11 protein-coding genes are annotated in these 16,372 nt (G+C 44.5%); 8 read left to right on the forward strand and 3 right to left on the reverse strand.

What is annotated here, in order from left to right; genetic code table 11:
- Window positions 1-45: 45 nt before the first annotated feature.
- Entirely contained in the window at window positions 46-801 is a 756-nt protein-coding gene (locus OCV56_RS10485; RefSeq protein ID WP_086713724.1) for a MipA/OmpV family protein, read from the reverse strand.
- Window positions 802-1,155: 354 nt separating this feature from the next.
- Here OCV56_RS10485 and OCV56_RS10490 point away from each other — a divergent pair, with 354 nt between their 5' ends.
- The 3 genes from OCV56_RS10490 (at window position 1,156) to OCV56_RS10500 (ending at window position 6,056) form a co-directional block, all read left to right on the forward strand.
- Window positions 1,156-3,090 (forward strand): PrkA family serine protein kinase, encoded by a 1,935-nt coding sequence (locus OCV56_RS10490; RefSeq protein ID WP_086713725.1) that lies wholly within the window; start codon window positions 1,156-1,158, stop codon window positions 3,088-3,090.
- Window positions 3,091-3,192: 102 nt separating this feature from the next.
- Window positions 3,193-4,464: a YeaH/YhbH family protein gene (locus OCV56_RS10495; protein WP_086713726.1), complete on the forward strand. Its 1,272-nt coding sequence runs from the start codon at window positions 3,193-3,195 to the stop codon at window positions 4,462-4,464.
- Between the two features lie 11 nt (window positions 4,465-4,475).
- Window positions 4,476-6,056, forward strand: coding sequence for a SpoVR family protein (locus OCV56_RS10500; protein WP_086713727.1), 1,581 nt, complete (start codon window positions 4,476-4,478; stop codon window positions 6,054-6,056).
- A 175-nt stretch (window positions 6,057-6,231) separates the two neighbouring features.
- Here the strand turns inward: OCV56_RS10500 and sohB are convergent, their stop codons facing one another.
- Window positions 6,232-7,293, reverse strand: coding sequence for a protease SohB (gene sohB, locus OCV56_RS10505; RefSeq protein WP_004737399.1), 1,062 nt, complete (start codon window positions 7,291-7,293; stop codon window positions 6,232-6,234).
- A gap of 143 nt (window positions 7,294-7,436) precedes the next feature.
- On the opposite strand from sohB, the gene OCV56_RS10510 reads away from it, so the two are divergent.
- From OCV56_RS10510 to OCV56_RS10530, 5 genes are all read left to right on the forward strand, one after another.
- A complete protein-coding gene (locus OCV56_RS10510; protein WP_086713728.1) occupies window positions 7,437-8,177 on the forward strand; it encodes a YciK family oxidoreductase in 741 nt (246 codons plus the stop codon).
- A gap of 109 nt (window positions 8,178-8,286) precedes the next feature.
- Window positions 8,287-9,491, forward strand: a protein-coding gene (locus OCV56_RS10515; RefSeq protein ID WP_261901408.1) for an IS3 family transposase whose coding sequence is annotated in 2 segments (ribosomal slippage) — window positions 8,287-8,674 and window positions 8,674-9,491 — 1,206 coding nt in all. Because the reading frame shifts where the segments join, the coding sequence is not laid out codon by codon here.
- 135 nt (window positions 9,492-9,626) lie between these two features.
- Window positions 9,627-10,334, forward strand: a complete 708-nt coding sequence (gene imuA, locus OCV56_RS10520) for a translesion DNA synthesis-associated protein ImuA (protein ID WP_086712903.1) — start codon at window positions 9,627-9,629, stop codon at window positions 10,332-10,334.
- Between the two features lie 3 nt (window positions 10,335-10,337).
- Entirely contained in the window at window positions 10,338-11,810 is a 1,473-nt protein-coding gene (locus tag OCV56_RS10525; RefSeq protein WP_086712904.1) for a Y-family DNA polymerase, read from the forward strand.
- A gap of 114 nt (window positions 11,811-11,924) precedes the next feature.
- On the forward strand, window positions 11,925-15,017 hold the full coding sequence (locus OCV56_RS10530) for an error-prone DNA polymerase (protein WP_086712905.1): 3,093 nt from the start codon (window positions 11,925-11,927) through the stop codon (window positions 15,015-15,017).
- A 310-nt stretch (window positions 15,018-15,327) separates the two neighbouring features.
- Here the strand turns inward: OCV56_RS10530 and OCV56_RS10535 are convergent, their stop codons facing one another.
- Window positions 15,328-16,269, reverse strand: coding sequence for a chemotaxis protein CheV (locus tag OCV56_RS10535; protein WP_086712906.1), 942 nt, complete (start codon window positions 16,267-16,269; stop codon window positions 15,328-15,330).
- Window positions 16,270-16,372: the final 103 nt, after the last annotated feature.

The following is a 16,372-nucleotide window of genomic DNA, read 5'->3' on the forward strand; positions in this document are numbered from 1 at the left end:
AGTAACCCTTTTTTAATGTTCGTACTAAGCGAGAAACCAAAGCAACTAGAAGACGTAAGCAACGCCGACGTTCGCGGCCATATTGATACCACTTTCAAGTATCGGACTGTTTTCAATATCACCCTCAAGATTAGTATAACGCACACCGCCCGTCACACGGATATTTGGAGTAACGTGCAAATAGCCACCAAGACCAATAAAATACTGACCATCCCAATCAGCATCAAACTCTTCTAAGTTAGTTCGTGAAGCTTCCGCCGAACTCACCCCATAAAGATGATTGTTTAAACGCTCACTATTGTATGCATAACCGATAGACGGTGTAATCGCCCAGCCATTGCGACGAATAGGAAGGCGCCAAGCTGCTTCAGCATAGATACCGTTATGTCTAAAGCCTAAGTCAGAGCCTGCTGTCGCTTCAAACATCCCCACCAGCGTAATCACTTGATAGCTGACGCCACCTAATACCGAAGCTTTACGTTCATCTAACTTTTGGATATCGACGTTATCAGAGTCACTTGGCTTCAATGTTCTCGGATCATAAACCGCTCGGAAGATGATATTCTGTGGAGAGCCCGCAGGAAGTAAGCGATAACCTGCACTGAACCCACGCATAAAGAAGTGTTCACCTTCATACCCGATCATAGGAATCACGGCACGGTTTGAGGGGGTCTCTTTATAAACAGCTGGAGAATAGGAAGCGGCAACGCCTAGTGACCACTGCGAGATTCTTGCATGTGTCGCTGATGAAGCCAGTAACGCAGCACTGATAGCCACTATTTTTAACCCATTCTTCTTCACTACATCTACCTATTTATTGAGCAAATTTTGATAACGCTACGCATTATATGGTACTTCATTCCAGAAAATCAATAGAGCCCCGTTATACATCCAATACACATAAATCCAGTCTGAGTATTATTAAGAGACCTAAAATCTCAAAACAAACGGCCAGATACCCTAGAATGTAAAATAATTTGATTCTACACGCCTCAAGTTGCCTATTGCGCTCGTCACGTTTTTCGCACGCAAAATTGTAAATAAATACATAATTGTTAAGCAAAATTGTGGAAGCGGGTCTAACCTTAAAATGTAGGGAGAGCCTATTTTTCAATCGCTCGTCAGTTTTGACTGGTTAACAAGGGGAATGTGACTATGAGTATTTTTGACCACTATCAATCACGTTATGAAGCAGCCAAGGAAGAAGAGCTGACATTGCAAGAGTTCTTAGGGCTGTGTAAAGATGATAAAAGTGCTTACGCTAATGCTGCCGAGCGCTTATTACTAGCCATTGGCGAACCGGAGATCATTGACACCGCTCAAGATCCTCAACTGAGTCGCATTTTCTCGAACCGTGTCATCTCACGCTACAGCGAATTTAAAGATTTCTACGGCATGGAAGATGCGATTGAACAGATTGTTTCTTACTTAAAACATGCTGCGCAAGGTTTAGAAGAACGTAAACAGATCCTTTATCTACTTGGCCCTGTGGGCGGTGGTAAATCTTCTCTCGCAGAAAAACTTAAAGCCCTAATGCAGAAATTACCAATATATGTATTGTCTGCAGACGGTGAGCGAAGCCCAGTAAACGATCACCCATTCTGTCTATTCGATGTTAACGAAGACGGCGACTTATTGAAGAACGAATACGGTATTGAGAAACGCTATCTTCGTTCGATTATGTCTCCATGGGCAGCGAAACGTCTGCACGATTTTGGCGGTGATATTTCCAAATTCAAAGTCATCAAACTGCGCCCTTCTATTCTCGATCAAGTTGCGATCGCGAAAACAGAGCCAGGTGATGAAAACAACCAAGATATTTCGTCTCTGGTTGGTAAAGTTGATATTCGTAAACTTGAGCACTTCTCTCAAGATGATCCTGATGCCTACAGCTACTCTGGTGCGCTATGTAAAGCCAATCAAGGTGTTATGGAATTCGTGGAAATGTTCAAAGCACCAATCAAGGTATTGCACCCTCTACTAACGGCAACACAAGAAGGTAACTTCAATGGTACCGAAGGGCTTTCTGCACTGCCATTCGACGGCATGATTCTCGCTCACTCTAACGAGTCCGAGTGGCAGACCTTCCGTAACAACAAAAACAACGAAGCCTTCCTTGACCGTGTGTACATAGTAAAAGTCCCTTACTGTCTGCGCGTCTCTGAAGAAGTTAAGATCTACAAAAAGCTGCTTGAACACAGTGAGCTATCTAAAGCCCCTTGTTCACCAAGCACACTCGATCTGCTGTCTCAATTCAGCATCCTTTCGAGATTGAAAGAGCCTGAGAACTCATCTCTGTTCTCGAAAATGCGCGTTTATGATGGTGAGACTCTAAAAGACACCGATCCAAAAGCGAAGAGTTACCAAGAGTACCGCGACTACGCAGGTGTAGACGAAGGCATGTCTGGGCTATCGACTCGTTTCGCCTTCAAAATATTATCTCGCGTGTTTAACTTCGATCAAGCCGAAGTAGCCGCAAACCCAGTGCACCTGTTCTACGTTATTGAGCAGCAAATCGAACGTGAGCAATTCCCTCAAGAGACCGCTGAGAAATATCTAGAGTTCTTGAAAGGATACCTAGTGCCACGTTACGTAGAGTTCATCGGTAAAGAGATTCAAACTGCTTACCTAGAGTCTTACTCTGAGTACGGTCAGAATATCTTCGACCGCTATGTAACCTATGCAGACTTCTGGATTCAAGACCAAGAGTACCGCGATCCAGAAACAGGCCAGCTATTTGACCGTGCATCTCTAAATGGTGAGCTAGAGAAAATCGAGAAAACAGCCGGTATCAGTAACCCTAAAGACTTCCGAAATGAGATTGTTAACTTTGTGCTTCGTGCCAAGGCAAACAATAACGGTCAAAACCCAGTTTGGACCAGCTACGAGAAACTGCGCACTGTGATTGAGAAGAAAATGTTCTCCAACACAGAAGAGCTGCTTCCTGTTATCTCGTTCAACGCTAAGACCTCAACGGATGACCAGAAAAAACACGACGACTTCGTTGCTCGTATGATGGAAAAAGGCTACACCGAGAAACAAGTGAGACTGCTATCCGAGTGGTACTTAAGAGTTCGTAAATCCTCATAACCAAACTGTATTGAGCTGCTCAAATGGGCAGCTCGTACAAACCAATAACTCTTATACCCTAATTAAAAGTAGGATCGCGACATCACCTGAGAGGGAGTTCTTATGGCACAATTTATCGATCGGAGGCTCAATGGCAAGAATAAGAGTGCTGTGAATAGACAGCGTTTCTTACGACGTCATAAAGAGCAAATCAAAGAATCTGTGGCCGATGCAGTTAACCGACGCTCAATCACCAATACTGAAACGGGTGAAGACGTCGCTATTCCCCATAAAGACATCAAAGAGCCAAGCTTTCACCAAGGTCAAGGCGGCGTAAGAGAACGCGTTCACCCAGGTAATGACCAGTTCATCACTGGCGACAAAATTGAACGCCCGAAAGGCGGCGGTCAAGGTGGGGGTTCTGGTCAAGGTGACGCAAGTCCTGATGGCGAAGGCCAAGATGAATTTACCTTCCAAATTTCAAAAGATGAGTATCTTGATATTCTCTTTGAAGATTTAGCTCTACCTAATCTAGAGAAGAATCAGGTCAATAAAATAACCGAATGGAAAACGCACCGCTCTGGTTATCAAAGCGCAGGGATTCCATCCAACATCGCTATTGTTCGTTCACTGCAGCAATCACTCGCTCGCAGAACCGCGATGACAGCAGGAAAAAAGCGCGAGCTTAACCTACTAATGGAACAGCTTGACCAAGTTAAAATGACGGAGCCGGCACAGCCTTTTGAAGAAAGTCGCTTGAAAGAAGAGATTGCCGAGTTACGCAAAAAGATTGAAAGCGTGCCATTCATTGACACCTTCGACTTACGTTTTAAAAACTACGAGAAGCGCCCTATTCCATCTAGCCAAGCCGTGATGTTCTGCTTGATGGATGTATCTGGCTCAATGGACCAAGCCACTAAAGACATCGCAAAGCGTTTCTATGTGCTGCTGTATCTATTCCTTAATCGCACCTACGAAAATGTCGATGTGGTGTTTATTCGTCACCATACTCAAGCCAAAGAAGTCGACGAGCATGAGTTTTTCTACTCGCAAGAGACTGGTGGCACCATTGTATCAAGCGCCTTGAAACTGATGAAAGAAATTGTCGCAGACCGTTACCCTGCAGGTGAGTGGAACATCTATGCGGCACAGGCTTCTGATGGCGATAACTGGGCAGATGACTCACCTCGCTGTAAAGAGCTGTTGGTCAACACGCTTCTGCCAACTTGTCAGTATTACTCTTATATCGAAATCACACGCCGCTCTCACCAAACGCTTTGGCACGAGTATGAGAAGTTAGAAGCAAGCTTTGACAACTTCGCCATGAAAAACATTAAAACGGTGGATGATATTTTTCCTGTGTTTAGAGAACTGTTCCAGAAAGAGACAGCGTAAGGGGGCTTGCCATGACAGCAAAATCAAACGTTGCAGAGAAATCAAATGTTTTAGATGGAGATAAGTCTGCACCAAAGAAAAATGACAAGATGCTGCCTGATGGTCCAGATTGGACATTCAACCTCTTGGAGAAATATCACGTAGAAATAAAACGTGTAGCGCAGCACTACCGTTTAGATACTTACCCAAACCAAATTGAAGTTATTACTTCCGAGCAGATGATGGATGCATACTCGAGCATTGGTATGCCTATCAATTACAACCATTGGTCCTTTGGTAAGAAGTTCATTCAAACCGAGCAAAACTACAAGCATGGGCAAATGGGCTTGGCGTACGAAATCGTGATCAATTCTGATCCTTGTATCGCATATCTGATGGAAGAGAACACAGTAACAATGCAGGCGCTGGTAATGGCTCACGCTTGTTACGGCCACAACTCTTTCTTTAAAGGTAACTACCTGTTCCAAACATGGACAGACGCTAGTTCCATCATCGACTACTTGCTGTTCGCTAAGAAGTACATCAGTGGCTGTGAAGAGAAATATGGCGTCGCTGAGGTCGAGCAACTCCTTGATTCTTGTCATGCATTAATGAATTACGGCGTAGACCGATACAAACGTCCTGAGAAGATTTCCATAGCTGAAGAAACCGCAAGGCAGGAAGAACGAGAAGCTTACCTGCAATCTCAAGTCAACGAGTTGTGGAGAACTGTACCTAAAAATCAAGACAAGGAAAAAGAGACCAAAATCCGCTTTCCTAGCGAGCCTCAAGAGAACATTCTCTACTTTATCGAGAAGAACGCACCACTACTTGAACCTTGGCAACGTGAGTGTGTTCGTATTGTTCGCAAGGTGAGCCAATACTTCTATCCTCAAAAGCAAACTCAGGTAATGAACGAAGGCTGGGCAACCTTCTGGCACTATACCATTCTCAACCACCTTTACGACGAAGGCTTGGTAAGTGATAAGTTCATCTTAGAATTTTTACATAGTCACACCAGTGTCGTCGCGCAACCCGCCTACAACAGCCCTTATTTCAGCGGGATAAACCCTTATGCGCTTGGCTTTGCGATGTTTAGAGACATCCGACGCATCTGTGAAGAACCAACCGATGAAGATCGAGAATGGTTCCCAGATCTAGCAGGAAGTGATTGGCTAGAAGCGGTGCACTTTGCGATGCACAACTTCAAAGATGAAAGCTTCATCAGCCAATATCTTTCTCCAAAAATAATTCGAGACTTTAAGCTGTTTGCTGTGCTCGATGACGACCGCAAAAATACCATTGAAGTAAGTGCGATTCATGATGACCCAGGCTATCGCCTGATTCGTGAGAAGCTTGCAGCACAATACAACCTCAGTAACCTTGAACCGAATATTCAGGTGTTTAACGTTGATGTTCGTGGCGACCGCTCAATGACGCTGCAGTATGTGCCTCATGACCGTATCCCGCTTGATAAAGGCTACGACGAAGTAATGAAGCATCTCTATCGCTTGTGGGGCTTTGACGTTATTCTTGAGGAGCTCAAAGACACTGGCCATCGAGAGATTCTGACCACTTGCCCGAAACGCAATGATTACGGAGCCAAGATTTAATACACATCACAGTCAATAGGTGATGGGTAGAAAACTCCGCTCCCCCTACAACATAGTGGTCACCCGCTCGGAAGTGGAGCAACAAAAAAGCGCATAAGTCATCGACTTATGCGCTTTCCTTTTAAGCTTGTTTTAGAGCTTTATTCTTGAGCTCTAGCGTCTTATACGAACACTATTAAACAATTGGCTTTTGACCGCGTTCAATCAGCTTCATCAGCACGCTGTCTGCAGATTTACCTGCCACGCCTGCTAGCTTGTCTGACAGCTTTTTCTTCTGTACATAGTGAATCGCTAGCACTGTCTTGTCTTTGCATGCTTCAACAACTAGGTCATCAGAAGTGCGAATCTCATCCACTAGCCCAAGTTCATGAGCTTGCGTACCAAACCAGTGTTCACCCGTCGCTACTTTATCAAGATCTAGTGCTGGGCGATGGTCGCGAATGAAGTCTTTGAATAGACCATGTGTCTCTTCTAGCTCTTCTTTAAACTTCTCACGTGCTTTATCGCTGTTCTCACCAAACATAGTCAGTGTGCGTTTGTACTCACCTGCTGTTAGCTGTTCGAACTCGATATCGTGCTTCTTAAGCAGTTTGTTGAAATTTGGCAGTTGAGCGATCACACCAATAGAGCCAACGATAGCGAAAGGCGCTGACACAATTTTATCTGCAATACAGGCCATCATGTAGCCGCCGCTTGCCGCCACTTTGTCTACCGAGATAGTCAGAGGCAGACCTGCTGCTTTGATACGATCAAGTTGAGAAGACGCCAAACCGTAGCCGTGAACCATGCCACCACCAGATTCAAGTTTAAGTAATACTTCATCGCCTTCACGAGCAACAGCCAGAACCGCCGTTACCTCTTCACGTAATGAAGCTACTTCTTTCGCATCAATGCTGCCATTAAAATCAAGAACGAATAGATGTGGTTCACGCTTGCTATCAAGCTCACCCTCTTTCGCTGCTTTTTTCACTTCTTTACCGCGTGATTTTACTTTCTCTTTTTCCGCTTTCTTTTCTGCTTTATCACGGGCTTTGATGAAAGCATCATCATGTAGATGGTGCTCTAATTGTTCAATTGTCTGTTTATGGTGTTCAGATAGGTTCGTGATTTCCAGCTCACCTTTAATCGCGCTTGATTTTCCACCCACAGATTTAGCAATGACTAAAATTGCGATGATGGCGATTACAACGGTCGCAATCTTGGCTAAAAACAAGCCGTAGTCCAACAAAAATTCCAATGTCATATCCCCTAATGTATGAATTAGTGTATTGTAACCATCTTGTCACGATTACCAAGAATTTCTCATCATTCCTGCGGTTATCTGTGTGATTAAACATCAATGGAATGGCGAACATAATAAAAGAAAGAAGGATAAGCACAGTGGATTACCCAATCTCTACAGATGCCCTCAAAGATAAAGTAATTTTGGTTACTGGTGCTGGTGCCGGTATTGGACGCCAAGCAGCACTAAGCTTCGCTCAACATGGCGCGACAGTTATTCTGCTAGGCCGCAATGTTAAAAACCTTGAATTTATTTACGATGAAATCGAAAGTGCTGGTTACCCACAGCCTGCGATCATCCCACTGGATCTAAAAGGCGCGACAAAGCAGAACTACATTGATATGGCTGAAACCATTGAGTCACAGTTCGGTCGTTTAGATGGTCTACTACATAACGCTGGCGTTCTCGGTACTCTGAGCCCGTTTGAGCAGATTGATGAAGAGACCTTTGATGATGTTATGCAGATCAATGTGAAGTCTGAGTTCTTGATGACTCAAGCGCTGCTACCTGTACTGAAGAAAGCGGAAGCCGGCCGTATCGTATTTACGTCTTCTACCGTTGGCCACTCTGGCCGTGCATTCTGGGGCACTTACGCGATCTCTAAGTTTGCAACCGAAGGTATGATGCAGATCTTAGCGGATGAGCTTGAAGACACCAACATCCGTGTTAACGCGATCAACCCAGGCGGCACTCAAACACGCATGCGTGCAAAAGCGTACCCAGGTGAAGATGCGAACAAGCTGAAAACGCCACTGGACATCATCCCACTGTACTTACACTTAATGAACCCAAGTGTGACAGACATTAATGGTCAATGTATCGACGCTCAACCTAAGTAGTTGATATTATAACCAATCGTAAAAAGCCGCTTTAATAGCGGCTTTTTTTGTATCTATGTACCGTCCTAAATATGGTTGACACATTTCCAACATGAAATTGGAGAGTGTCATGAAAACAACAAGTAGACGTACTCAACGAGATTATTCTCTTGCCTTTAAATTGGCAGTCGTAAGCCAAGTTGAAAAAGGCGAAATGACTTATAAGCAAGCTCAAGAACGTTATGGGATCCAAGGGCGCTCTACCGTTTTAGTTTGGCTTCGCAAACATGGTCAACTAGATTGGTCTAAAGGAATAGAACAATCGAGAGCGTTAGGAGCGACTATGTCAAACTCTTCCTCAACTCAAACCCCAGAGCAACGAATCAAAGAACTCGAGCTGCAATTAGAAGAAACTCAGCTCAAAGCTGAGTTCTTCGAAGCGGTTGTAAAAGTCATGGATCGAGATTTCGGAGTCCGAATTTCAAAGAAGCGCAAGGCCGAGTTATTAAGGAAAAAACGGTCAGAAAGTTGACCGTTACTAAAGCTTGTCACTTTATAGGTATTACACGACAAGCTTTCTACAAGCGCTGTGTTGCAGAAATTCATCAGACAAAGAAAGATGAATCCGTACTCGGTTTTGTGAAGGAGCAAAGGATGATGCACCCTCGAATAGGGACTCGTAAGATCAAGTATTTACTTGCTCAGAACGATATTGAAATCGGGCGAGACCGCTTATTCTCTCTGCTGAGAATGAATCGATTATTAGTACAGAATCGAAGGGCTTACCATCGAACCACAAACAGTAATCATCGCTTTTACTGCCATCCAAATCGAATCAAAGAAGGCTTAATACCGGAAAGACCAGAGCAATTATGGGGTGCCGATATTACTTATCTAGCAACGCGGCGTGGTAGTACTTATCTCAGTTTAGTGACGGACGCTTACTCAAGAAAAATCGTGGGCTATCACATAAGTGATGATATGAAAGCTCGCACGGTCAAGCAGGCCTTTTTAAACGCGTTGAAAGAGCGGAAGAATACAGGTGAGCTTGTTCATCACTCAGATCGAGGTGTTCAGTACTGCTCTGTTGAATACCAAGAGTTGCATCGACAGTATGGTGTATCTTGCTCAATGACTGATGGCTATGACTGTTATCAGAATGCGTTGGCAGAGAGGAGCAACGGAATACTGAAGATGGAGTATCTGTTGAATAAGCCTAATGATTTAGATGAAGCAAAGAAAATGGTCGCTGAATCAGTAAAAATCTATAATGAATATAGGCCTCACACAGCTCTAAAATACAAAACGCCCGATGAAGTACATCGAGCGTTTTAGTCAATCAAGTGTCAACCTATATCAGGACGGGTCACTAGATCAATCAACTAACACTGACTCTCGTTAATTTTCATCATTTTTCTTTGCATCTTTTTCATTGTTAAATATACTGTATAAATATACAGGTGTTTAATTATGCATGAACTCATAAAAAACTTACAAGACCGCCAGCTAATCTGGAAAGGGCTACAATCAACAACGCTAGGAAGTACCACTTCAACAGGCTATCCGCAATTGGATAAACAGCTTGATGGTGGCTTTCCGACACACGGCGTTATTGAAGTTGAATCACAACAAGGGATCGGCGAACTACGCCTACTTACGCCCTATTTAGCTCAGCAAAACTCACAAAAACTGGCCATATTCATTAACCCGCTAGGGAAGATCTGTGCCGAGTTCTTTAATAGCCAAGGAGTCGAACTTGATAACATCTTAGTGATCGAGCCTCAACGCGATCTCGATGCATTGTGGGCTGCTGAACAATGTCTCAAGAGTGGTGCTTGTCATTCTGTACTGTTATGGGGAGCCGATCTCGAAATCCACCAAACCAAGCGCCTGCAAGCTGCAAGTGAAACCGGTAAATGCCTGCAGTTTCACTTTAAATCCACCAGCCATAACCAATTATCCCTTCCCGTTTCTTTAAGCATGAAGCTCTCTTCTCATGCTCAGGGGTTAAAGGTTGAAGTCACAAAAAGAAAAGGTAGCTGGTCGTATGGCAGCTTTATTCTCGACATGACCCATAATTGGCCGTTGCTAACAGAGAAAATCATCAGCATCGACAGCTCACACCGTGCCTTGTCTGATAATACTGTGCTGGCTTTTCCTATTGCGAAGCAAGGCTAGCGTATGCTGTGGCTGTATCTGCACTTTCCATCTCTGCAATTGGATACCTTGTTTAACTCAAGTGAATCGGGCTCCAACAAAGAATCACATGAGCAACCAATTATCATCGTGGATGAAAAAGATCATCGTGTGTTACAAGCTAATCAAGCCGCACTAGAATCAGGTATCACACTGGGCATGGGACTAGGGTCAGCGGCGGCGCTTTGCCATCACCTACACGTTCACCCATATAGCATTGAACTTGAGAAAAACAAACTGAAAGAGATAGCTCAATGGGCCTATCTGGTGACTTCCGATATGACCCTGTTGCCACCCAATGGCTTGTTGATTAAAGCTTCTAACATGCTATCGCTTTACGATGGGCTGGATAACTACTGGCATGAACTCAAAAGCCATATTGAAGCTCTCAACATTAAGCTCAGTTTTGCCACGGGTTACTCACCGCTTTCTGCGATCCTTCTGGGCAAACAATCGATCAACCAAGTAACAGACAATGTTCAACAGATGAAGGCTTGGGTTAACCAACAAGCATTGAGTTCTAGTGAATTGCCACCTAAGCAAGTTGAGCGCTTAAATCGTGTCGGCATTAATATCGTTGAAGAGCTATTGAAGCTGCCTTTACAAGAGGTCGCACGTCGCTTTGATATCGACTTGGTCAATTATGTTGGTCGTCTTAATGGGCAGTTCAAACATCCTATTGATTTCTATCATCCACCAGAAAGCTTCCAGCAATATCTGGAGTTGTTGTTTGATATAGAAAACATTCTTTTTATCGAAAAGCCACTGCTGAAGTTATTGAATCAGCTGGAATGCTTTTTGAAGCTACGTGACAGAGTCGCGTTTGAGCTAACACTGACTCTGCACCTCAGGGATAAAGACGACCACCATGTCTCTTTCTATTCAGCACAAGGCGACTACCTTGCTGAAAAATGGGCTAACCTTACCCATCTCACCTTAGAGTCACTCAAGCTCACTGCCCCCGTTCAAGGGCTTACTCTCTCGTTAACTCGTCATGGTGAACCTCAAATGGCCTACCATGATCTTTTTGATGGCAATACCGGGACACTTGCTGCGTTAGATCTACTGTCACTGTTACAGGCAAAGCTCGGACAGGCATGCATTCAAACACCGAAAATACAGCAGGATCCTAGGCCAGAAAAAGCCAATCGCTACTCGCTTCCAATCCTGAGTAAAACCGTAGCAAAGAAAAAAGCCACCGTTGAGGTTGGGGAACAAACAGCGCCCACTCTCAACATAGGTCAGCAGCGACTCAGGCCCAGCATTTTGCTGCCGGAGCCAGAAGCCTTAACCGAGAACGTCACCTTATCTCAGGGGCCTGAGCGGATTGTTTCTGGATGGTGGGATGGTAAAAAAATCATTCGTGACTACTTTATTGCTCACAGTGAAAACGGTCGATGGTTGTGGGTATTTAGAACACCAGATAAACAGTGGTTCTTACACGGCTTATTCAGCTAATCAACACTTATTCAACTAACCAATAAAGAGTTGAATCGCCAATCCGCACGATTCACTCAATTTAAACGCCCCTTTCAATCATGTTTACTCGTAATGATTAAGTGAGATTACGTCATGTCTCAGCAATACTCAGAACTTTTCTGCCAAAGTAATTATTCCTTTCTTGAGGGAGCTTCACACGCGGAAGAGCTGGTTTTACAGGCCGACTTTTTACGTTACAAAGCACTCGCGGTCACCGATGAGTGCTCAGTAGCGGGCATCGTTAAGGTTCACTCTGCAATCAAACAACACAAACTGTCGCTCAAGCAGATTGTCGGGAGCATGTTTTGGCTAAATGAAGAGTGCCAAGTGGTTTTGCTGTGCCCAAATAGAAAAGCCTATGCTGAGCTGTGCCGTATTATTACTAACGCGAGACGCCGTAGCAGCAAAGGACATTATCAGCTCTCTGAGTGGGATATCATGTCGGCTAAACATTGCTTCATTCTATGGCTTCCTCAACAAAAAACTGAAGACGCCCATTGGGGGCAATGGCTTTCACAACATCACTCGGGTCGATTGTGGATTGGTTTACAACGACACCTGAAACAGACCGATCAACAGTACATCGATTACTGTGTGGAACTGTCACATCATCATCACCTGCCAATAACAGCTTGTGGCGGTGTGTTGATGCACAATGCTAATCGTCTGCCCTTACAGCACTCACTCACTGCGATAAAATACCAAAGGCCCATTACCGAGGTGGGTACCCACCTGTTGGCAAATGCCGAGCGCTGTTTGCGAAGCATCAATAAGCTCTCTCATATCTTTAAAACAGAGTGGCTAGAAGAGAGCAATCGTATCGCTGAACTGTGTGACTTTGATTTGGATAGCCTGCGATACGAATACCCAAGTGAGCTGATCCCTCAAGGTGAAACTCCCATGAGTTATCTGCGTATGTTGGTCGAGAAAGGCAAACAGGCTCGCTTCCCACAAGGTGTGCCTGGTGACATTCAACAAATCATCGATAAAGAGCTAGGGCTCATTGACGAGCTCGACTACCCTTTCTTCTTTCTTACGATCCACGACATCGTCATGTTTGCCAAAAGCCAAGGCATTCTTTATCAAGGTCGAGGTTCAGCGGCCAATTCAGTGGTTTGTTACTGCCTAGAGATCACCTCTGTCGACCCAAGGCAGATCTCAGTACTGTTCGAACGCTTCATCAGTAAAGAGCGTGATGAGCCGCCCGATATTGATGTCGACTTTGAGCATGAACGCCGCGAAGAAATCATCCAGTACATCTATAAAAAGTACGGTCGAGAACGTGCAGCGCTTGCTGCTACGGTCATTTCTTATCGCTTCAAAAGTGCAGTAAGGGATGTTGGCAAAGCATTAGGGCTACAAGAAACTCAGCTCGACTACTTCATTAAGAACACCAACCGCAGAGATAAAAGCCTAGGGTGGCAGGCTCAACTCACGCTATTAGGGCTACAACCTGACTCTTTAAAAGGTCAGCAGTTTATCCATTTGGTTAATGAAATCATCGGTTTCCCACGTCACCTATCCCAACATGTGGGCGGCTTCGTGATCTCCTCTGGTCCCTTGTATGAATTGGTACCTGTCGAGAACGCCGCAATGCACGATCGCACTATTATTCAATGGGATAAGGATGATCTTGAAACTCTGGGGCTGCTTAAAGTAGATGTACTTGCTCTTGGTATGTTGTCTGCGATTCGAAAATGTTTCGACCTGATCAAACGTATTCATGGCCGCTCACTAACGATCGCAGAGATCACTCGTCTTAAAGATGACCCTCAGGTTTACGGCATGATTCAGCGCGCAGACACCGTTGGCATATTTCAAATTGAGTCACGAGCGCAAATGAGCATGCTGCCAAGACTCAAGCCAAGGACGTACTACGATTTGGTGATTCAAATCGCTATCGTGCGTCCAGGTCCGATTCAAGGTGACATGGTGCACCCTTATCTCAAGCGTCGTGATGGTATTGAGCCAATCAGCTATCCATCGAAAGAGGTTGAATCCGTCCTATCGCGCACTATGGGAGTACCTATATTCCAAGAGCAAGTGATAAAGCTCGCTATGGTCGCCGCTGGCTTCACAGGCGGAGAAGCGGATCAACTCAGACGTGCGATGGCCGCTTGGAAGAAGAATGGCAACGTCTTTAAGTTCAAAACTAAACTCATCGAAGGTATGCAAAAGCGCGGCTACGAAACCGAGTTTGCCGAACAAATATTTAAGCAGATATGCGGCTTTGGTGAGTACGGCTTCCCGGAAAGTCACTCCGCTTCGTTTGCAGTACTCGCATATTGTTCAGCTTGGTTAAAATGCTATTACCCAGAGTGCTTCTACGCCTCCTTACTGAATAGCCAACCTATGGGGTTCTACAGCCCATCGCAATTGGTACAAGATGCTCAGCGACACAATGTGGCGATACTTCCTGTATGCGTGAATGCCTCTCAAGACAACCACACAGTTGTCTCTCAGCAAAATGGTTTAGCGATACGTTTAGGGATGAGACAAATCAAAGGCTTGAGTGAACATGGTATCCAGAGTGTGCTCGCTAACCGGCCGAGCTCGGGTTATCGCCACCCTAGCCAGGTAAAACAGTTATCAATCAATAAGAAAGACATTGAGCTACTTGCCTCAGCGAACGCTCTGCACAACGTTTCAGGTGACCGCTTTCAAACTCGCTGGGCGATAATGGACTCGGCCTCTGATCTACCCTTGTTTAGTCAAATCGATGACAGCTTTGGAAAGGGTCATGACGAACAAGGATTGCAACAACCCAGCGAGATGCAGGATTTACTTGAGGATTTCACCAGTGTTGGGATCTCCTTGAATAAGCATCCCATCACGTTACTGGAAGAAGCCAACCGATTAGGTCGATTCACTCATATGAAAGACTTAATACAACAAAGACACAAATCCATGGTCACCGTTGTCGGACTTGTCACAGGCAAGCAATCACCCGGAACCGCAGCTGGCGTCACCTTTGTCACACTGGAGGACAGCACTGGCAATATAAATGTCGTGGTATGGGGAGCAACAGCGCGCGCTCAACAGCAAGCGTACCTCACGGCCAAGGCGTTGAAGGTGCAAGGCATTCTAGAAAAAGAAGGGGAAGTGGTGCATATCATTGCTGGAAAGCTTATCGACATTACCGATGAAATTGTTGGATTAAAAACTAAATCACGAGATTTTCATTAACGCTTCAAACAGCCCTTTCATAAACGCCAGAAACGAAAAAGGGAAGCACCTGCCTCCCTTTATTTCAAATTGTTGAGTTATACCTCAACGTCAGCTTCCGTACGTCTTTTCTTAAATTCCCTATATAGTAATAAGCTCAAAGTCATGACGACTTTAGACGTTAACCATATCATTAAGAGGAACTACCTTAGATTGTATGTGAAAAGTTACGCTAGTAGTTGGGCATATTTCGTTAAGAAAAATATGCGGTATGAATATTAGCAAACGTTTCCTATAAGATCACTTACAATAAACCGTACGGCAATCTTCATTATAAAATCTGACGCATTCGCTCTTGAGTCACTTCAACCAATAAGTCTGGTTGGAATTTAGAAATAAAACGGTTACACCCTACTTTCTCAACCATGGCTTCATTAAAACTTCCACTTAATGAAGTATTTAGCGTAATAAATAAGTCATGCATTCTAGGGTCAGTACGCACTTCATGAGTCAGTTTATAGCCATCCATCTCAGGCATTTCAGCATCAGTGATCATCAACAGTATTTCTTGATTGATGTCTTTGCCTTCATCACACCACCTCTTAAGTAAGGTCAGTGCTTCTAAACCGTCACAACATTCGATAATGTTCAAACCCAATTGCGACAAGGTACCTTTGATTTGGTTACGCGCGGTTGAAGAGTCATCAACGATAAGTACATTACGTCCTATCATCTCTTGAGCTAACTGTTCATCTAATACACCTTCAGAGATCGATACATCGTAATCAATGATCTCAGCTAGCACTTTCTCAACATCGATGATCTCGACGATCTTATGCTGCTCTTCTTCTTGAATGTGCGTAATAGCGGTTAGGTAGTTTGCGCGGCCTGTTGTCTTTGGCGGCGGCTGGATTTCTGTCCATGTCGTGTTCACGATATTACGAACTTGCCCAACCAAGAAGCCTTGTACGGTTCGGTTGTATTCCGTAATGATCAGGTTGCTCTCTTGAGATTCTGCACGTGACGGCGGAAAACCAATCGCGCTTCGCAGGTCAATCACAGGTACCGATTCACCACGTAGAGAAGCCACCCCTGTAATATGGTGGTGAGAGCCTGGTAAGCGAGTAAGTACCGGCACTTTTAGCACTTCTTTAACTTTAAATACGTTAATCGCAAATAATTGACGACTATTTAAGCTGAATAACAAGAGTTCCAGACGGTTTTCACCAACCAGTTTCGTTCTCTGATCAACCGAATTTAAAACGCCAGACATACAACACCTTAGTGACAAATAATAACTGTGGCTACAATAGCCTACTTCAATGGGTTAAAGCAAAGCGCGAATGCACAGAATGCTTAAACTAAGTACAACAAAT

It is taken from the genome of Vibrio gigantis (assembly GCF_024347515.1).
GTDB classification, from domain to species: Bacteria; Pseudomonadota; Gammaproteobacteria; order Enterobacterales; family Vibrionaceae; genus Vibrio; species Vibrio gigantis.